Source organism: Thermoanaerobaculia bacterium (genome assembly GCA_035593605.1).
GTDB lineage: Bacteria > Acidobacteriota > Thermoanaerobaculia > UBA2201 > DAOSWS01 > DAOSWS01.
Map to the genome: position 1 here is coordinate 22,040 of DAOSWS010000021.1, position 21,251 is coordinate 43,290.

The following is a 21,251-nucleotide window of genomic DNA, read 5'->3' on the forward strand; positions in this document are numbered from 1 at the left end:
CGTCTAATTTTCCCTCCTCCAGTAAGAACTGCTAATAATTAGGGGGACAGTATATGTAATTATTCTTGACAATTGAATTGAACTTCTCTACCGTAGAGATATGGCAAGGATTGCAAGGGTTGTTGTTCCCAACATTCCTCATCATGTCACGCAACGAGGGAATCGTAACCAGCAGGTGTTCTTTCAAAATCAGGACTATGAAAAGTATTTGTCTCTATTAAAAACCTACACGGAAATTCATAATGTATCAATTTGGGCCTATTGTCTTATGCCTAACCATGTTCACCTTATTGCGGTTCCTCATGATAAGGAAGGATTAACCGGTGCAATCCGGGAAGTACATCGGCGCTATACGAGAATGATTAACTTTCGATACGAATGGCGTGGTCATTTATGGCAATCGAGATATGCCTCTTATCCAATGGATCAACACCATCTGCTTGCAGCGGCTCGCTATATAGAGCGTAATCCTGTGAGTGCAAATATTGTAGCAAGGCCTGAAGATTGGGAATGGAGCAGTGCCAGACACCATTTGGGCATTCAGATAGGTGATCTTATCTCAAAAGATGATCTGCTTCCCAGCCTGATTAATCAATGGACTTATTTTCTGGCGTCGAATGTGGAAGAATCGGATATATCAATAATGAAGCGCCATCAAAATACAGGCAGACCGCTTGGTGACAAAATGTTCATCTCGTTATGTGAAACCCTCCTGGAACGCACGCTGCTCCCGAAAAAGCCAGGCCCTCGGGGGCCCTGGAAATACAAACAAGCTAAGAAAAAATAATTAAGTAAACTGTCCCCGGAATTAAAGAGGGTTACGGGCTGGAGAAGGGGCGGGAGTGGAAATCGCTCTTCAGGTCGGTCAGCCAGGTGAAATGGGCCCCGTAAATCGTTGAAATGGAGAGTGTGAAGGCTCCGTCTTCCAGGTCATAAAATCCCTCAGGAAGATGAAAGGTCATGACCGTTCCCTCGCCATGCGAGCTCGCGTCTGCCAGGTTCAGGTCTGCTCCGTTGATCGTGCCCCCGATCGACTCGATCTGTTCATAGGGAATCGTGAGGGTCAGAACGAGAAGCTCTTCGGCTTGATTGACCTCAACCGTCACATCGACATCAACGAATGAAGCTCCGGACCATACGTGAGTCGGGTTGGGATTTGAAAGGGTCGAACTGTCCCGGAAAGCGTTGGTCCATGCCGGCGGATCGGGGGGGGGATCCTCTTTCAGCATATCCCTCCAGGCTTCGTCGGTGAGCCGGTCGGAGATCGGCCAGGAGAATTCGTAGTAGGAAAAGGAGGCACCCACGGTGAGCAGGACCTGGCCGCTCACGGGAACAGCCACGAGAAGGCGGTACGGAAACCCCACGGCCTCCTCCAGGCAGGTGGAACTGTTGGGATCAGTGTGGACGTCGGCGATGATCGCCATGGGGTCATCACCCACGACAGGGGAGGAGTCATCCGGATAATCGGACGTTGTGACCAGGTTCCGGATCGTGTCTCCGAAGGTTGAAAGCCATGCCTGTTCCTTATGGTTTGGAGGCCGATTGGCGAGTTCCTTTTCGGCAATGGTTTTCAGCTCCAGGAGGATGGCTTCAAAACCCCGCAGGCGTTGTTCCGTGTCGGTGTCCAGGAGAGAAAATCCTGTCAGGCCATCCATCGTGTATCGGGTGAGAGCCGCCAGTCGGGCGTACAGATCGGCGTTGGGTTCGACATAGCCCGGCGTTGGAAAGTATTCGGGGGGCATCCCTGTTCCCGATGTGCTCTGCTTTGCATAGAGGATCGTGTCGTGGCGGAGCTCCGTCCAGGAGCCGAGGGCTGCGTTGAGATCCTTTTTCTCCCATGCCCCGTTCTGCATGAAGAAGGGATAGCCTTCCCCCTTCGGGTAGAGGAGGGGCATCAGGGTGTAGAGCCAGTTCCAGTAGAGGTTGTCGGCCCACTGGGCTTCCGGGTAGGAAGAGAACCGCTCCTTAAGGTCCTTCATCTCCTCCATGTAACCAGGATAAACGGTTTCTCCTTCCGCTTCCAGGATTTCAAGGCTCAGGTCCGATCCAAGGACGGCCATGACATCGAGACTGCGGGGCATGTAGCGATCCAGGACATACGGGTACACGAGACGGGTGAACATCAGGGAATCCGGAATAAACCTCTGGCCCATGAACCGAAGCCCCTTTCCGGTCAGGGTGGGAATTTCCGGATCGGGGAGGGAGGCTTCCGCTTCCGTGATGAAGGTCTGGAGAGAGGCCGGATCAAGGATCAGGTCGGGAGCCTGGGTGAGAAAGTCCGATCCGTATATCCGGGTGGCAACGGTCAGATAGTCGGTGTACAGAAGGTCGTCGGCCCGGCCGGCGAAGAAGGTGGTCGGGAAGTAGATACCACCCCATTCCTCACCGTGGTTACCCGTAGACAGGGCCTGGGTGAGAAGAAGGGCGGCTCCCGTGAGGGTGGGCTGAACCGTTCCATAGCCATCCCGAAGGATGAAGGTCATCCGGCCGTGCCACATCATCGTTTTGAAATAGCGTTCCAGAGCTTCAGACTTCGTGTAGTGACCTCTCGGTTTGTACTGGCTGTAGTCCTCCGGGTAGGCGCCGAATAGGGGAGAGGCCGCGTACCCCTCGTGAGCCTCGATCAGGGCAAGCTCCTGCGCCACGATGGCGCTGTAGTCCGAAGGGACTTCAAAGGAGGGATCAGCCAGGGAGAGGGCCACGGCAAAATAGGCACCAAGAAGAAAGGTCGAAGGATCGTTCTCATCCAGATCCATCTGTCGTGCCCGGGAAAAGAGGCTGGTATCCAGTGCGATAAGCGAGGGCAGGAACTGGTCCTCCTCGATGTTCTGCAGGATGTCATCGAAGAATCGGTGGTAAATATGAAGAACTGCGTCTGTTGTAACAAAAATGGGCAGTCCCTTCGAATTGGCTTCGACGTAGACATCGTAAATTTCGTTGTACCCGGTACCCGAGTCGTACGAAGATTCGGGGGTTGCCACAAATCCATTCTGAACAATGAGCTCGATCTGTTCCGCGGTCAGGTTGTAATCTTCCCGGTTGATGACATTGGTCAGTCCGGCTTCCACGGTGTAGGGCACCACGGAAGGCACGCTCCGGACGAAGACAGGCACGTACGTGCCAAATTCCGTCTGTACTTTATCGGTGATCGTGACGAGGGGGCCCCCGGATGCCATGACTCCGGCGGACAGGGCTAGGAAGACGATCAGAACCCCCGAAAGAGGGGCGCGTAATTTCGAAGTAAATAGACTTTGAACGTTTTTCCTCATAACACACCTTCTTTTTTCCCCAACTTGACCTGCTTCCGTACTTCTACCATACGCCGGTGTTAAGAATTCTGCAAGGAAATTATCTCGGTGGACGATTCGAAAAGGTAAGAGATGGGATCGATTCATTTGACAGATCGGGTTTGTACCTTTATTCTCTAAAGGAGAGCGCCCGGGAATTTCCCGTTGATTCCACAGAGTACATCGGCAGGCTTGCCATACTTTATTCAAATGGGGGGGGCATGAAATCGAAATCGTTTTGGTTTATTTTCCTTACCGCACTTCTTTCCCTGGAGATGGGTCACGCATCCAACCTGACGAACCCAAAATCAACAGACCTTATCGAGGGCAACAGGTACCCGCTCACCTACGAGCAGAGGGTTCAAGCCTTTGACACCCTTCAGCGGATCAAATTCTCCCACCGGGTTCCCTCTCTTCGTGAGGATGCACCGAAACCCGTGTATGAACAGATCTTCACAAACACGGTCCTCTACTCCAGGGTGTCGACAATGCTGCGTCAGTGCAACGCTCTGGAGGTTCTGTGGGGGAAGACCTTTTCAGGAGAGGATCTGCAAAACGAAATGAATCGCATGGCCAGGAATTCCCTTATGCCGCATCGTCTGGCGGAGATCTTTGCGGCACTGGACAACGACCCTCACCGCATCGCGGAATGCCTGGCCCGCCCCATCCTCGTGGAAAATACGATCCGGAGCCTCTTCTCCGGGGATGAACGGTTCCAGGGTGCAATTCATTCACGGGCGGAGCGCGAGTGGGCCGGCGTCCACACTCTGGCGGACCTGCACCGGCTCACCGGTTATCCAGCCCCGCAAGAATGGGTCCTTGTTACCACACCAGATGAGGCTGCCGGGAAAGAACCCGTACCCATCGAAGGCCCCATCTACCTCGACCAGGACGGATGGGACAGACTTCAGCACGAACTCCTGGACCAGATGGGAATGGAGGGAGCCGGGAGACAGGCCCCCCGTCCGATCACCGCCGGGATGGTGAGTTCTCTTCAGGAAAATGAATTCAGCTACTACGGCATCCTGATCCGGGAATCCACGGACAGGAAGATTGCCATTACCCGGGTTGTCTGGGAAAAAGAGGAGTTCACCGGGTGGTGGGATCAAAACGAAAGCAGATTTGCCCTCGAAATCAAAGAGCCTGAATATTTCTACGCTGTACCGGATATTTCATTGACCAACCGGGTGCTTCGTGCAGGTGGAGATTCCTGGGTTCCCGTCACCTCGAGCGGTGCCCCGGTCGCACGGACTCAGCATGTTGCCGTGTGGACCGGATCGGACATGATCGTCTGGGGAGGATGGAACGGAAGCTCCTATTACCGGAATGGGGGGAAGTACAACCCTGCCACCGACTCCTGGACGGCAACCACGACTACGAACGCCCCGGTTGCCCGCCGCCTGCATACCGGCGTTTGGGATTCGTCGGAACAGGTGATGTACGTCTGGGGCGGATACGGAGGAGCCTCCTTTAATTCCGGCGGAGTCTATGACCCGAACAGCAACTCATGGGTCTCGACATGTGACACTACCGGTTTTCCATGCTACGTGCCTGAAGGCAGGTATTACCATACGATGGACCCGATTGGATACCTGTCAAGCGCGGCCATCTGGGGTGGAACCGATACCGATGATATGAACACGGGGGGAAACCTGACGTACAACGGCGGTACAGGAACATGGTGGGATGCCACCGACACCATAGATCCAGATTGTCCGAGTCCCCGCGCGAAACATACTTCCGTCAACCTTTATGGGTGGCGGTATTACATGGTCTGGACCATGGTGATCTGGGGTGGAGACGACCGATTGAACTCGGGCGGAATTCTGCGTCTGGATTCCTATTCAACCGATCCCAGCGATTTCTGGAAACCGATCACGACGAGCAATGCTCCCAAGGGAAGGCATAACCATGCGGCGATCGGTGTGCGTCTTCCGGATCCGACCCACGATCTCATGATGGTCTGGGGCGGGTACACCTGGGGTGCGGATCTGTGGAACAGGGAGGGGGGGATCTACGATGCCCAGAGTGACGTCTGGACGCTTATGACGACTACCAATGCCCCCGACGGCAGGGAACACCCCACCGCCGTTTGGACCGGCCACGAGATGATTGTCTGGGGAGGGGACCGAAGTTCCAGTGTCTACAACACGGGCGGCCGGTATGATTACGTCAACGACCTCTGGTACACGACCACTACCTCAGGTGTAGGTGCGCCCTCTGCGCGGACCGAGCACACAGCCGTATGGGCGGACAGCGGGATGATCGTCTGGGGTGGTTCGAACTTGACCAACGCTCTCGGGAACGGGTCCATGTACATCTCCTGCTGGGATGATCCGGACCTGAACTACCTTATCTTCACGGTTGAGGATGCCGATCCCTGCGACAATACGGGGATCCTTGTATCCTGGGATCCCGACAGCCCGGAATGGGCCGATTATGGGTATTCTGCGGGTCGATCCTATATGATCCTGCGGGATGGATCCCCGCTTGGTTCCGGGGGCTGTAGCGGAACGATCCCCTACGGAACTATTTCGTGTACGGATGATTCGGCTTCCCCTGGCGTGGGTTACACCTACAGCATGGTCGTGGCCAATTCCTGCAACCGTTCAACCCAGGGCCTGGCCAGCAGCCCGGTATCCGATGAGACCAGCACAGCCCCCACGGTCACCGTGACGTGTAACGCGGAGGATGCCGATGGATGCACGGCCAGCTCTGGGATCACCGTTACCTGGCCCCGGGATCCTGGCGGCGGCTGGAACGATAATGGGGAGACCGGACGAAAATACCGGGTCTGGCGCTGGGACAGCATATTTTCATCATGGCAGGCCCTGGGCTCTCAGATCGATTACGGGACAACCAGCTATGTCGATTCCACCACGATAACCGGAATCTCTTACCGGTACAGGGTTCGGTACATCAACGGATGCGGCAAGAACGCGGAAACTCCGGACACGGACGTGGTTCAGGACTTTGTCCAGCAGGATCCCGTGGTCTCCCAGAGCACCACGGTTTCCGATGCCGATCCGTGCACCTACTCGGGTCTTACGATCACCTGGCCCCAGGATCCTGATTCCTGGGGCGATGGAGGAACAGGAGACCGATATTACCGGGTCCGCCGAAGCATCGACGGGGTCAATTTCAACCCGATCTGGGATAACATCCCTTATCCCGCCACGTCCTACGTCGATACGGGAGCCTCCCATGACCAGCCGTACTACTATCAGGTGCGCTACAAGAACGGATGCGGATTGGACGCCGATTCGGGGAATGATTCCGCCTCCGATGGGGCGGGGGTGGTCCCCACGGTCTCCGTGAACAGCAATTCGGTGGACTCCGACTACTGTGATGACGCCGGTATTACCGTGACCTGGCCCCAGGATCCGGGCGACTGGGGGGATTCCAGCCATGGAACCCGGACCTACGATGTTCTTCGAAATGGAAGCGCTCTGGCTGCCGGGTCAGGGATCACCTACGGTACAACTGAATTTGTGGATACAACGGGCACGAATGGAACGGTGTATACCTACTCCGTCCGTTACAACAATGGATGTTCCCTTTCGAGTTCCACTTCGGGAACCAGCTCCAGCGACAAACCCTTTGCTCCGGCGGCCCCGGACAATAACACGGCGGCAGATGTAAGCCCCTGCCTGAAAAACGGAGTACAGGTCACCTGGAGCGCCAATCCCCCCTCCAGCACATGGGGAGATGGTGGAGAGGGAACGCGCACCTATGACGTGTTGCGGGATGGAACTCCGATACAGACCGGAATCTCTCTGGGAACCACCAGCTACACGGACAGTTCTGGACTGCAGGACCAGACCTATACCTATACAGTGCGGTATGTAAACGGTTGCGGGATTTCAACGACCACGTCACCGGGAGCGCAGGAAGCCGACGCCAGGGATTTAACGCCCTGTCCCATCGTCGGGGAGTCACTGACGCTGACCAGGACGGACCCGCTTGTTCAGCTTGACTGGAATGATCCCGGGTGCGGGGATCTCGATCACTACCGCGTATATGCCCAGAGCGATTGCAGTGCGCCCTTCCCTGTGCAGTGGATGACCCTTTCGACTCCGGGAACCAGCTCAACGACGGATGCCCTGAATTCATCGAATGCCTGCTACAAAATCGTGACGGTGGACTCCTGCAACAACGAGTCGAACTGAACGGGAAATCCCGGGAACGAGATTTTCGCGGAATCGATCCATCAGAGGTTTGTCTTCTTGACATCCCCCTGACCTCTGGATAGACTGCATTTATGGTGCAGTCGGGGGAAAGCAGCCGATCTTTCTTCTATCCGGAGACCCTGATGAGATTTCTCAGTCCGGATTGGTTCCCATAAATTTATGACGGCCCCGAAGGAAAACGAAATCCTGGATCTGGCCCTCGCAAAGGGAATTCTCAGTGCGTCGGACCTGGAAAAGGTGGACCAGGAGCTTTCCGATGCCAGAACTATGGTGGACTATAAGAAGTCAGAAGGGTCCCGTCTTTACCTTCTCCTGAAAAAGGGTCTTCTGACTCCGGAAATCATTTCGACCCTGGTTCAGGAGCTTACCCGTGCCGTGCTTGAACCGCTCCATGTGGACCTGCCATCTTCGGATGTTCCCATGGAAATTTCCACCCGGGTGCGCAAATCCGGATCGATTTACAAGCGCCGGTACAAGCTTCTCAACCTGCTGGGTGAGGGAGGCATGGGACGGGTGTACAAGGCCGTCGATCTTGAGCTGAACCGCTACGTGGCCGTGAAGCTGCTCCGTGAGGATGACCCTGACTTCGTCACTCGTCTCAGTACCGAAGCCAAGACCCAGGCCCGGTTGGACCATCCCAATATCTGCAGGGTCTATGATGTGGGAAAGCAGGACGGGAAGCCCTTCATTGCCATGGAGTATATCGATGGCATAACCCTGCAGTCGGTGCGGGATACCCTCACAATCGAGGATAAGGTCAGAATCATGCGGGATGTGGCGGGAGCCATGGCTTCCGCCCATGAGCAGGGATTGATCCACCGCGATCTGAATCCCAGAAATATCATGGTGGAGCGGCAAGAACGGGGAGGGTGGAGAGCCGTCATTATGGATTTCGGCCTGGCGAGGGAAGTTGCCGCTCCCGGCGTCACGGTCACGGGAGCGATACTTGGAACTCCCCACTACATGTCTCCCGAACAGGCCCTGGGGGACAGCCAGGATCTGGACGCACGGACCGATGTCTTCAGCCTTGGAGCGACACTGTTCTTTCTGTTGACCGGGTTTCCCCCATTTGACGGCACGGCCATTGAGGTCCTCCGCAAGGTCGTGGAGGAGGATCCTCCTCTTTTGCGAAAAGTCAATCCCACCCTTCCCCGTGATCTCGAGTCGATCGTTCTGAAATGCATGGAGAAGCTTCCCGCCAACCGCTACAAGAGTGCGCGAGTCATGGAAGAAGATCTGCGGCGGTTCCTGGATGGGGAGCCCGTGGAGGCGCGTCCCTCAACCTGGTCCCTGCGCCTGATCAAAAAGGCCAGGAAGCATCGAACGATGACGGCACTCCTGGCCCTTCTGGTCGTGATTGTCACGGGATTTTCGACTCTTTTTCTCTACTCGAGCTGGCGGGACGGGGTCCAGGAATCTCTTCGCCATGAATATGAAGGCTCCGTCGGCTATATCGAACAGCTTCTCCGTCACGCCTATACCGCTCCTCTCCACGACGTCCGTCCCGAAGAAGCCAGGGCGTCTGCCTATGTGGAATCCTTAATAAAACGGGTGGACCGCCGGGGCCGGCTCGCCCGGGGTCCAGGTAACTACGCCATTGGCAGAGCCCTGCTGGCGCTTCGGCAGTTTGAGGATGCCCGGGCATACCTGGAGAAAGCCTGGAATTCCGGTTATCGAAAACCTGAGGTGGCCTATGCCCTGGGTTCGGTCATGGGTGAGCTTTACCAGAAAGAGCTCCTTGCGGTCCGGAAAGAGCCGGATGAAGAACGGCGGGAAGTTCGCCGCAGGAAGCTGATCGAAGAATACAGGATGCCCGCCCTGGCCCTCCTCCGGGAAAGCCGGGGAATTCAGGTGGATGCTCCGGAATATGTGGAAGCTCTGATTGCCTACTATGAAGGTCAGTATATGAAAGCCCTGTCGTTGACGCGTCAGGTGTTTATACAGTTTCCCTGGATGTACGAAGCCAGAACGCTGGAAGGAAATATCCTGATGGCTCTGGGAGAGGAGCGGCTCAGGCGCGGGGATGATGTCAGGGCTCAACAGTACTATGAAGAGGCGGGTGAAGCCCTGCGGATTGCCATGGCCATGGCTGAAAGTGATACAGATGTCCTCAAAGCCGAAGTGGACCGCATCTTTGGGCTTGTGGAGGTGATTGAGCGCCGGGAAGATATCCCTCTGACCATGATCGACCAGGCGCTGGAAGCGAGTGATCGATCCATTCGCGCCAATCCGGAAAACGTGGAAGCCTATTTGTCTCGGTCTGAAATTTACGAACTCCTTTCCATCTGTCTGAAACGGGAAGATAAAGATCCAACAGAGGCCATCAACCGGGCTCTTGAATCGGCGGAAGAAGCTATTGCGGTGAACATCAAGGATGCAAGGGCATACGCCAGGAAGGGATCCGTGTACTGGAACCTCGCCCTGTTCGAAATGTGGCAGGGAAAGGATCCGGAAAAGAGCTTTCATGCCGCCCTCGAGAATTTCCGCAAGGCTCTGGCTCTGGACCCGGACTCCGCGGATGCCCATAACAACGTGGGTGTGGTGTACAAGGCCATCGCGCAGAATGCCATGGAGAGAGGGGAGGACCCGGTTCCGGATTTGAAACGGGCCATCGCTTCCTATCGACAGGCGCTCCGAAACGAAAACGACCTTTCCTATACAAAAATTTATAACAATCTTGGCAGAGCGTACGAGTTAATGGGGCTCTATCTCATGGATCAAGGTCGATTACCTTCCGAGTCTCTCGATCAGGCGGTGGAATTCTACCAGAAGGCCCTTGACATGGATGCCACAAATGCCTATCTCCATAACAACCTGGGAAATGTACACTGGGCCAGTGGAAAGTACGCCTTTGCCCACGGAAAGGACCCTCTTCCGGCCCTCGAGAAGGCTGAAATTCACTATCGTAAGACAATTGAGATAAACCCGGATTACGTCTTTGCCTATTCCAACCTGGGCAATACTCTTGTCCGAAAAGCCGAATGGGTCGTAAGCCGGGGAGGCGATCCGCAATCCCTGTTGAAGGAGGCACGGGATCTTCTTCATGCCGCGATTGACAATCGCCCCAACTATCACAATGCCATGAAAAATCTATCGGAAACGTACCTGGTGGAAGCCCGATTCAGGGCCCGAAGGGATGAGGACCCCCTTGTGCTCCTTCGGGAAGCCCGAACCCACCTGGACCGGGCACGGGAGCTCAATCCCTCCAGTGCTGAATTTCTTGCCCTGGATGCGAACATCTGGCTGGCGGAGGCGCTCTGGTTTCAGACCCATGGACGTTCCCCGGCGGATGCCCTGAATCGCGCCCGGAACTCCCTGATCTCAGCGGACAATCTCAACCCCCGGGACGCAGAAATCCAGGCCCTTGAAGCAAAGCGGGGGTGGATGATGGCAGTCTGGCTCCTTCAGCACGGTGCGGATGCGCAAACGGCCCTGCAGGAAGCGGAAAGCCATGCCAGGAAGAGCATCAATCTGAACGAGGATCTGGCCGAGGGCCACCAGGCTCTGGGAATTATTCTCTGCCTGAAGGCCAGGGGGACGGGAAGCGGATCGAAGGAGCTTCTCGATGAATCTCATACAGAGTGGGAACGAGCTGTGAAATTGAATCCCATGTTGAAAGAACCGGGCATGTCCGAGGATCTGTGCAGCCCAGTGCGGCAGGAATCAGTTGCGGTGGATTCGAACCCCTCGTGAGAACCTGCGTCTCTGAACCCCGTATAGTAGAACAATCAGACAAATAGAAGGGGCCGTACATGACCCATGCGATTGAGATCCTGGAGCTAACCCGCACCTTTGGTACCCTTCGTGCCGTGGACGGTCTTTCCATGACGGTAGAACGGGGAACCTTTTTTGGCTTTCTCGGACCGAATGGTGCCGGAAAATCCACGACCATCCATATGCTGACGGGGTTGCTGAAGGTGACCTCCGGCTCCGCCACCCTGCTGGGATACGACATCGTGAAAGATCCCGTGGAAGTGAAGCGGCGGATCGGGGTGGTTCCGGAAGAACTGGCCCTCTTCGATCGACTGACCGGGAGGGAGTACCTGACCTTTGTGGGCAGGATGTACGGCATGGATTCAAAACAGATTCAATCCCGCGGCGAGGAGCTGCTGGATCTGATGGAGCTGGCCGGGGACCAGTCAAAGCTCATCGTGGACTATAGCCATGGAATGAAGAAAAAGCTGGCGCTTTCAGCTGCCCTGATTCATGAGCCCGAGCTCCTCTTCCTGGATGAACCCTTTGAAGGAATCGATGCCATCGCATCCCGGATGATCAAACAGATCCTCGGAATCCTCATCGGACGGGGCGTGACCATCTTCCTGACCTCCCATATCCTGGAGATCGTGGAGCGTCTCTGTACCGACGTGGCCATTATTCACAGGGGAAAACTGGTGGCCCAGGGATCGATGGAGACCCTTCGTCAGGGTGTAGAGCTGGAAGGCGATCCCTCCGTCAAAGGGACCCGGACCCTGGAAGAGATTTTCCTTACGATCATCGGGACCGGAGACCGGCCCGAACGAACCCTCTCATGGCTGGAGTAAGGAAACCGTGGGCCTGATCCATACGATCCTCTGGATGAAGTTACGGCTGACCCTGAACCGCAGCCGGACGGCCGCGGGGGCGATGAATACCATCATGGGCCTGATCCTTACGGGCTTCATGGCCTTCATTGTTCTACTTCTCGCTCTCCTCGCGGGCCTGCTTACCTATGGAGCGGCAAGAGGGGGAGACGCGGACATGCTGTACATCATTTTCAATATCGTTTTGGGGTCGTCCCTCGGGATTGCCCTCTTTCTCCCGATCCTTCTCTCGTCCGGGGAAGTTGATCTCGATCCGAGGAAATTTCTGGTTTTCCCTGTTTCCCATAAAAAGCTCTTCGGACTTCTCCTGTTCTCTTCCGTGGGTGAGATACAGCACCTCTTTTACCTGCCCATACTTATGGCGGTCTATCTGACCGGATTTCTTCTCCAGGTGCGGGCCTCTCTTTCAGCTGCCCTTATTCTGGTTCTTTTTACAGTCTTTACCTTTTCCTGGGCCATGGCCTTCTCGCTGTTCCTTCAGGGGGTACTCCGTCATCGCCGGATCCGGGAGATCTTCGTCGTCTTTGTCGCCTTTCTCTTTCTGACCCTCTGCTTTCTTCCCCAGATCTTTTTCGATTCGGCGGGTCAGCATCATCCCATTCCCTTCCTCTCCGAATTAAAGAGTATCTCCGCTTTTATCGTTCCCTGGATTCCATCCGTCGCCGCCAGCCGTGTTTTGAAAGATCTCTTTTCCGGAATCTATTCTTCCGCTGCAGAGCCAGCCTTCTTTCTGCTCCTGGGGGATCTTCTGGGGATCTTTGTGGCTTATCGTCTCTTTGGCCGCGTGGTTCTCCAGCCGGGTTCATCAGGGGAGGGCCGGTCCCGCGAAGAGTGCCCAAAGGTTCAAAAAACTGGGCTTTTCGATAGAGTGGAGCAGGTTCTCGCCCGGTGGGTTAAGCCCCAGGTTGCCGCGATCTGGATGAAGGATTTTCGGTACCTTCTTCGGAGTTCGCCGGGGAAATTGAACCTGCTTCTCATCCCTGTCATTACCATCTTTGTCCTGAAGGCCTTTTTATCCAAATCGGGTGAGGGTTTGTGGGGATTGAGCCCGCACCAGCTGGGTTTTCTCGGTCTGTCAGCCTACACGGCCATGCTGGCCACCAATTTCATCAACAATACCTTTGCCTGGGAACACAGCGGGATTAAAACTTACTTTTTCGTGCCCGTTTCACCCCGGTCCATCCTCCTTGGAAAGAATCTTGGCACCTGGAGCTACAGTGTTCTCCTCTTCCTGATGCTGACGCTCACCCTTACCCTGGTGAGTGGTTTTCCCGGTCTCTTTATCACGACAACAAGTCTCCTGACCTTCGCCGCGATCACACTGATCTTTACATGCGTGGGGAATATACTTTCGATTCTCTTTCCGAAGAAAAACGACATTTCCTCGTGGAAAATGTCCGCCACCTCTTCGACCTCGGCCCTTGTAAACATCCTCTCCCTGGTCGTCGCGATGGGACTTGTGTCGCCCGCCGTAATTCTCCCGGCATCCATGGGATACAAGGGGCTGGTGCCAGTGACCGTCGGTGGTCTCCTCGTTCTGCTTTCAATTCTATACGGGATTCTTCTCAGGGCCAGCGGTCGTCTCCTCGTCTCCCGCCGTGAAGACCTGATTCAGGTTCTTCGGTAACGGACCCTGCAATGTGCAGACGGAACAAAGATTTTTTCCCGAAAAATTACATCCAGGTCTTTCCCGACTGCAATATTCTGCCGGTATCTTCTGCGCTGATGGGTCTGGAAAAAAAATACCCCTGCGCGCAGTTGCACTGTAACGATCGAAGAGTCGAGCACTGACACTCGTGTTCCACCCCCTCAGCCACCACCTGCAGGCCCATGGTATGAGCCAGAGAGATGATGGTCTGAACAATGGGAACGGGAGTTCCGGAATCGGAAATCTGCCCGATAAACGACCGATCAATTTTCAGCAGGTCAATAGGAAACTCATGCAGGTAGCTCAGTGAAGAATAGCCCGTTCCGAAATCATCTATGAACAATTTTACGCCCAGTTTTTGAATCTCGGACAGGACCGATCGGGTCTGTTCCAGGTTCTCCATCAGGGTGCTCTCGGTAATTTCGATGCTTAAATGCTGAGGCTGCAGGTTATGCTGGGCCAGAATGCCTTTGAGAAAGGGAACCAGGTCGGCCTCGGAAAACTGGCGGCTGCAAAAATTCACGCTGATGCTCAATGTGTCGAATCGTGGATATTTGTCAAGCCATTTCCGTAACTGTTCACATGCGGAAACGAGGACGAGACGATCTATGACGACCAGAAAGCCGGCCTCTTCCGCGACATGGAGAAATTCTGCGGGCGCGAGGATACCCCTCTCGGGATGGTTCCAGCGGGCCAGAGCCTCCAGGCTGATCAATTTTCCTGTTTTCAGATCGATGACCGGCTGGTAATAGACCTGAATCTCCCCCCGTTCCACCGCACGTCGAAGAGCCAGTTCCAGCTGTAAACGATCCATGGCCCTTGCATACAGTTCGGAGTCAAACACCTCTACATTTGCCCTGCCACGAGCTTTGGCCTTATGCATGGCGAGATGTGCGTCCCGCAAATATTCTTCGGGCCTGTCATAGGACTCGTTGCCCAGGACAATGCCGATACTTGCAGTGGTAACGATTTCCTGGTCCTGAAGGGTCACCGGTTTGTCCAGAGTCATGCGGATCGTTTCCACTATACGGTTCACGTCCGTGATATCACTGACCATGTCAAGGAGCAGAATAAATTCATCCCCTCCAAAACGGGCCAGGGTATCCCCCGGGCGAATACAGGTCTGGATTCGATCCGCTGTCGATTTCAAGGCAAGATCCCCGGTGTCATGCCCCATGCTTTCATTGATCATTTGAAAGCGATCCAAATCGAGATGCAGGACGGCAAAGCTGTAAGATCCCGTTCTTCTGGCCCGATCAAATACCTGTCCCAGTCGATCGGCAAAGAGCGCCCGATTGGGTAATCGGGTAATTCTGTCGTGGAAGGCATCGTAGAGAAGCTGCTCTTCCGCTCTTTTCCGGTCGGTGATGTCCGTCTGGGATCCGGTCATCCGGTTGGGTTTGCCCTGACCGTTGATGACTGCCAGCCCACGGGCCAGGACCCAACGAAAGGCTCCGTCCTTATGCTTGATTCGATGCTCCACCTCGAAATGGGGGATCGATCCGTCCATATGGGCTGCGAGCTGGGCTCTCAAATTCTCAATGTCGTCGGGATGGACACGATCGAACCACTCGTCGGGAAGGTTCTGAATTTCATCCTCGCTGTACCCGAGCATGGACTTCCAGCGAGGGGAAAAGTAGATCTCTTCGGAAACCAGGTTCCAATCCCACAAACCGTCATTGGCGCCCTTGGCGGCCAGCGCGTATCGTTCCTCGCTCTCCCGCAGGGCCTCCTCCGCACGCTTTCGTTCCGAAATATCTCTGGCGATGCTCTGGATTCGTCCATTCTTCAGGCCTATCGCACTGATTTCCAGGGGCACGATCCCTCCGTCTTTGCGGAAGAGCATTCGTTCAAAGAGAACTGGATTTCCCTTCAGGATCTTCGGCAGAAGCAGGGGCTGCCGCTCCAGATCTTCGGGAGGAATCAGTGTGAGAAAATCCATTCCGATTAACTCCTCCCTGGTATATTGGAGAATGGTGCATGCCGCAGGGTTGACATCCAGAATCGTCGCGTCAGAATTCAGGATATAGATGGCATCGGAGGCTTGATCCACCAGGGTTCGATACTTTTCTTCACTGACCCGTAATGCCTCCTGCATCTTTTCCCGTTCCTTCATTTCCCGTTCCAGATCCAGCATCTTCTTTTCAAGTTTGTGAACGAGGCGTTCGTTATAGAGTTTCAGGATTTCTTTTTCATTCGCGTCCGGAACTCTGCGGTCGGTTTTCTGGTTGGCAGCCACTTCATCCATCAAAGTCTGGACCTGCTCCATGAATACTTTGGGATTCATGGGCTTTCTGAAGAACCGATCGGCACCCAGTTTCAGGGCAAAATCCTCATCCTTCTGATCCACGTATGTGGCCGTGTAGAAGATAAAGGGGATATTTTTCAGGGATTCATCTCCACGAATCTCGCGGCAGAGCTGATATCCGTCCATGACGGGCATCAGGATGTCGGAGATGACAAGGTCAGCCGGTTCCTTTCTCAGCAGTTCCAGGGCCTCACGCCCGTTCATCGCGACGAGGACCTTGTGTCCCAGTCCTTCAAGAAGGCTTTTGAGAAGGTAGCGGTTGTCCTCGTGGTCATCAACGACAAGAACATTCATGTTCGACAGGGAAGTATGATCAGACATAGCGTTTCAACTCCTCGATGAAGGATTCAGGTTGAATCGGTTTCTCGATGTAGCCGGTGCATCCGGCTTCCAGGGCCTTTTCCCGATCCCCGACCATGGCATAGGATGTTACGGCGATAATGGGGACATCATGTAATTCCTCAAAAGAACGAATTTCCCTGGTTGCGGCGTACCCATCCATGACGGGCAGCTGAATGTCCATCAGGATCAGGTCAGGCTTCTCCCTCTTTGCCGCTTCCACTCCGGATGCGCCGTCCCGGGCTTCCATGACCCGGTGGCCGAGCCTGGTGACGATAAATCGCATCATGTAGAGATTATTGTCATTGTCCTCGATGATGAGTACGGTCTTCATCTATAGCTCCTCCCAGGTCAGGGGAATGGAAAAGGAGAAGGTGCTGCCCGAGCCGTACTCGCTTTGTGCCGAGATTTCACCATGAAGAAGGGTTAGAATCTTTCTACACAGGTATAATCCTAGTCCCGTCCCCTCGTACGCCTTTGTGGAGGACATGTCAATCTGCTGAAAGGGAATGAACAATTTGTCCAGGTCTTCCTTCCGGATCCCAATACCCTGATCCGAAATGGATAGGAGAACGTTGTTTTTGTCCCGGCCCGCATTCACGGTGATCGAACCCTTTTCGCTGAATTTGATGGCATTCCCGATCAGGTTGACGAGAATCTGTTTTATTCTCCTACGGTCGCTCTCTACCGTAAGGTCCTCGGGGATGTCGGAAATAAGCTCAAGGCCTTTGGGCTCTGCAATTGGTCTCACCGATTTCAGAACATCCTCTACCAGGTCGGATAAGGCGAATGTTTCAATCGTCAGATCCACCTTTCCGGATTCGATCTTGGAAATGTCCAGAATATCGTTGATCAGGTTCAGAAGGTGTTCGGCACTGGTCTGTACCATGGAGAGCTGTTTGGTCTGTTCTTTGTTTAATTCGCCTGACATCCCCATCAGGAGAAGGCCCGTGAATCCCAGGATGGAATTCAGCGGCGTGCGAAGCTCATGGCTCATGCTGGCCAGAAACATGCTCTTCATTCGATCGAGTTCTATGAGCTTTTCATTGGCTTCCGCCAGTTCCCGCGTGCGCTCCTTAACCCGGAGCTCGAGGGTTTCATTCAATTTTCTGATTTCCGCTTCGGCCTTCTTTCTCTCGTTGATGTTCCTGATGATGACGAGATCCGCAGGCTCCCCCTGATAGGTGATGAGAGCCGCGTTCACCTCCGCATGAATATACTGCCCATCCTGATCCAGGAAGATGGTTTCGTACCGGGCGTCGGCTTCCACGCCGCTCATCCTCTTTTTGTAAAAAACCTGGAGCCGTGGAACTTCTTCGGGTGCGATATGTTTGATGAACTCGGAGCCGATGAGCCTTTCAATCGGATACCCGGACATCTCGACCAGGGCCGGATTGGCGTAGACAAACCTTCCGTATTGGATGATCACGATCCCGTCTTTCGCGCCTTCGACCAGTGTGCGGTACTTGTCTTCACTCTCCCGTAACGCGGCGATGGCGGAATCCCGTTCGACCTCCCGGGTCTGGATTTCGGAAAGCATGGTGTTGAATCCCGTGTACAGCACCCCGATTTCATCCCGTCGGCCTTCCGCGGCACGGATGGAAAGGTCCCGGGTCCGGGACACCTTCTCAATCGTATCGACCAGATGATCCATGGGACCGGTCAGAGCCCTCTGGGTAAGAAGAGCCAGGAAGAACGCCACGACAAGTCCGCCTGTGAGGGCTGCTGTCGCCGCCAGACCCTTATACAGAATCAGATTTCGATAGGGGGTCATGTCATACCGAAGGACGACCGACCCCATCATATCGCCCTGTTGCAGAATCCCTCTGGAAAGGTATAAATACTTTCCTTTCATTTCTTCGTGTCCGTCCGCTGGAATTACAGGCCGATCCTCTTTTTGTCCCTTCCTGCGATAGGATGCAAAGATGTTTTCTGTACCATCCAGAATCCACGCGTGGGTGATGTTCGCTTCCGCCTCCAGTGAACGTAGCGTACGAGACGCATCTTCCGCATCCAGGAAATCCAGTGCGGAGATACAGTTGTATCCAATAATATCTGCCATGGAAGAAAGCCTGGAACTGATAGCTTCCCGGTGAACCTGAACGTCCAGGAAAATATGAAAGACGCTATAGAGGACCAGGACGACAAAGACAACAAGAAGCTGCAGGAGAACGAGCTTGCTTCGGATGGAAAGATCTTTGAACCTCATGATCCGTTTTCCGGGTGACGCGGGGAAACTCGAATGGCCAGCTTCAACAGCTGAGAGCTGACCTGGATTTGGGCTTCCTCCAGGGCATCTTCGTTGATTTCGAATTTGATATGGCCGCCTTTGAGAATAAAGTTGATGGCGGCACCCTGCTTTGCCAGTCCCTCTTTCTCTCCGACGACCAGGATGTCCGTACCCGAGGTCTCTCGAAGGACATCGGGAAACCACCGGGAAGCGGATCGGGAGATAAAGAGAATGCGGGGATGTCCGATATCCCTGACGTTCCTGCAGGTGTGTACATCGATGGGCAGAGTATCCACGGTTTTTTTCCCGGCAATTTCCTCCAGGGAGGCAAGGATCGGGCTTTCACCCAGGACGGTAATATCAAACTGATCTATGTTTGAGTCTTCCGGCCACTGAAGGTAGCGGGTGAAATTATAGAGAAAGACAGCCTTGACATCATATTCGCTTCCCTGGCTCGGGTCGGACTCTGCCGGAAGGAATGCAGGACTGGCAACCATGACTCCCAGGTAAAGAAGGATCAGAGACAGGGCATGGAAAATACGGCAGCCCGGAGTCCCCTGAACCGTTCGGAACGTTCTCAAAAGAAAAATCCTCCCGTGATCCGAAACGTTCTCTGGGGCTGTCGAAAACGGGTGGGTGGCAGGTTGGAAGGATGGTAGTACTCCGTATCAAAAAGGTTATTGATGACAAGCTGGAGATCAAATCCTCCCCGTAGCTTCATTGTCATGAAGCCATGGAAGACCCACGCATCCTCAATGGTCATATCTCCCGTAGCAGGAATGATCCTGGGATTATCCCGGGTTCCCAGGTAGTTGCCTCGGATCCCTGCAGAGAGTGAGGCGGAAAATGCGTAGTGAAAACCTAAATTCGCTCCCCAGGGTGCAATCTCGGGAACCTGCTCATCCATTTCATCCTCGGAATCGGTGTAGGTCGCGTTGAGATAACCTTTCCAGGGCCCTTTCCGGTAATCGAGGGAGATCTCAAAACCGTTCGTATTAACTTCACCCGCGTTGATCCAGCGGGAGCCCTCGTTTACGATTTCCCGGACAAGGAGGTTGTCAAGGTTGTTGTGGTAAAGGGATCCCTCCAGCCGAACATGGTCGGAAAAGGACCACGCATTCGAAATTTCGTATGAACGCATCTTCTCCGGCTGGAGATCTGAATTTCCCATGCCGTCGGTGTAATCCCAGGGTCTGGGAGCTCGAAACGCATCCATCATCAGAATCTTTGTGGTTAATTTTTTCCGGTTGATGACCAGCCCGACACGGGGTGTGTCAACGGTTCCATAATAGCTGCTGTCATCGTGTCTCAGTCCAAGGAATAGTTCCGCAGAATCCGAAAGGGCGATTCTTCCCTGGGCAAAGACGCTGACCAGGGTGTTGGTCATCATGTCCGGATCGGGTGGGACGGGAGGCTCCTCTTCCGCAGAATCGCTTGTGGTAATGGAAAATTGATCGGCGAGATGTTCCCGTTCCAGAACCATGCCCAGGGTCAGTCGATAGCCTGTTCTGGGCGTCCAGGAGATCTGGGTTTCATTTCCCAGAAGATTGCCGGGGCGGTAATAACGGTACTGACGACCCGGGAAATCTTCCTCTGCCAGCTCCGTAATGGGAACCGTATCATTCAGGACCGTGGCATTCCGGTAATACGCTTTCGATTGTAATCTCAGATTCTTTTGAAATTCGGCGGAATATGCCGCCCAGAGATTCAGGAACCGAATATGCCAGTCGACGTCATGATCGCTCAGGCCTGTGCCCATGGTCTGTTGCACCGTAGCCCGGGATGCATCCTTATCCTGAAGGACAAAACCTGCTATGAAATCTTTGTATCGGAACTTGCCATCAAAGGAGAGGTCATCTTCGAAGTTTTCCATGTCTCCGGTCCAGTTGTCATCTCCCTCTTTACCTTTCAGGTCTGCTTTCTCCGTCGTCCTGATCATGCCCGATAAAGTGAATCCGACATCCTGTCCTGCATCGTACTGGCTGATTCGAACGTCCGCGGCTTGTGTGTCAAAATTTCCGACCGTCGCCGAAACGCGGGCAGGGGGTGCGTTACGTGGGCCGAAGGTAATGATATTGATGATCCCGGAGATGGCATTGGTCCCATAGAGAGCGGAGGCCGGACCATAGACGACTTCGATGCGTTCCACATTCGCGAGATTGTACTGAGCACCCCCGTAGAAGCCTCCGGAATTGAGTTCGTTGATCTGGATACCGTCGACAAGGACGAGAATCTTGTTGTTCTGGCTTGGAATTCCCCTCAGGAAGCTATAGCTGTTAAATCCGACGATGTTTCGAAACTGGAACCCGGGCAGATCGGCCAGAACATCTTCAAGGTTGAAATAGCCATTGCTTCGAATATCCTCCGCCGTGATCACGCGGACCGTGGCGGGAACCCGGTTTAACGTTTCGGGCTCTTTGAGAGCGGTGACGACTTCCAGCTTCATCAGGTCAGTGAGGTCCAACTCCAACAGCTGATCCATGGTTCCCGATGATTGCGCTGTCAGGGTGATGGACGTTCCAAGAATGAGAAGGCAGGGGATCAACACGAGATGCATCCTCCTCATTGCATAGCTCCCAGGAATGGGAAAGACATTAGATCGGTAGCCATTATCACGCCTGGAACCATCATAGCACCCGATGAACGGCGGCGCAATTGGGTCTTAAAAG

General features: G+C 54.4%; 11 protein-coding genes. 5 read left to right on the forward strand and 6 right to left on the reverse strand.

The window, feature by feature from the left end:
• Positions 1-100 precede the first annotated feature (100 nt).
• Positions 101-787: a transposase gene (locus PLD04_10945; GenBank protein HXK68852.1), complete on the forward strand. Its 687-nt coding sequence runs from the start codon at positions 101-103 to the stop codon at positions 785-787.
• Positions 788-818: 31 nt separating this feature from the next.
• Here PLD04_10945 and PLD04_10950 read toward each other — a convergent pair whose 3' ends face one another.
• The gene (locus tag PLD04_10950; GenBank protein ID HXK68853.1) at positions 819-3,269 is read right to left on the reverse strand and encodes a DUF3160 domain-containing protein; all 2,451 of its coding nucleotides are present in this window, start codon (positions 3,267-3,269) and stop codon (positions 819-821) included.
• Between the two features lie 239 nt (positions 3,270-3,508).
• Between PLD04_10950 and PLD04_10955 the strand changes: the two genes are divergently transcribed.
• From PLD04_10955 to PLD04_10970, 4 genes are all read left to right on the forward strand, one after another.
• Positions 3,509-7,456: a hypothetical protein gene (locus PLD04_10955; protein ID HXK68854.1), complete on the forward strand. Its 3,948-nt coding sequence runs from the start codon at positions 3,509-3,511 to the stop codon at positions 7,454-7,456.
• 180 nt (positions 7,457-7,636) lie between these two features.
• On the forward strand, positions 7,637-11,170 hold the full coding sequence (locus PLD04_10960) for a protein kinase (protein ID HXK68855.1): 3,534 nt from the start codon (positions 7,637-7,639) through the stop codon (positions 11,168-11,170).
• Positions 11,171-11,229: 59 nt separating this feature from the next.
• Entirely contained in the window at positions 11,230-12,018 is a 789-nt protein-coding gene (locus PLD04_10965; protein HXK68856.1) for an ABC transporter ATP-binding protein, read from the forward strand.
• 34 nt (positions 12,019-12,052) lie between these two features.
• On the forward strand, positions 12,053-13,684 hold the full coding sequence (locus PLD04_10970) for a hypothetical protein (GenBank protein HXK68857.1): 1,632 nt from the start codon (positions 12,053-12,055) through the stop codon (positions 13,682-13,684).
• 46 nt (positions 13,685-13,730) lie between these two features.
• Here the strand turns inward: PLD04_10970 and PLD04_10975 are convergent, their stop codons facing one another.
• Genes PLD04_10975 through PLD04_10995 form a run of 5 tightly spaced genes read right to left on the reverse strand, consistent with a single transcriptional unit; the run spans position 13,731 to position 21,139 of the window.
• The gene (locus tag PLD04_10975; protein ID HXK68858.1) at positions 13,731-16,334 is read right to left on the reverse strand and encodes an EAL domain-containing protein; all 2,604 of its coding nucleotides are present in this window, start codon (positions 16,332-16,334) and stop codon (positions 13,731-13,733) included.
• Positions 16,327-16,686 (reverse strand): response regulator, encoded by a 360-nt coding sequence (locus PLD04_10980; protein HXK68859.1) that lies wholly within the window; start codon positions 16,684-16,686, stop codon positions 16,327-16,329. Before PLD04_10980 ends, PLD04_10975 begins: the two co-directional genes overlap by 8 nt.
• Positions 16,687-18,561, reverse strand: a complete 1,875-nt coding sequence (locus PLD04_10985) for an ATP-binding protein (GenBank protein ID HXK68860.1) — start codon at positions 18,559-18,561, stop codon at positions 16,687-16,689.
• A complete protein-coding gene (locus tag PLD04_10990) occupies positions 18,558-19,163 on the reverse strand; it encodes a YfiR family protein (GenBank protein HXK68861.1) in 606 nt (201 codons plus the stop codon). The genes PLD04_10985 and PLD04_10990 overlap by 4 nt, the downstream gene beginning before the upstream one ends.
• Positions 19,160-21,139 carry a TonB-dependent receptor gene (locus tag PLD04_10995; protein HXK68862.1) on the reverse strand — a complete coding sequence of 660 codons (1,980 nt, stop codon included), beginning with the start codon at positions 21,137-21,139 and terminating at the stop codon, positions 19,160-19,162. The genes PLD04_10990 and PLD04_10995 overlap by 4 nt, the downstream gene beginning before the upstream one ends.
• Between the last annotated feature and the right edge of the window lie 112 nt (positions 21,140-21,251).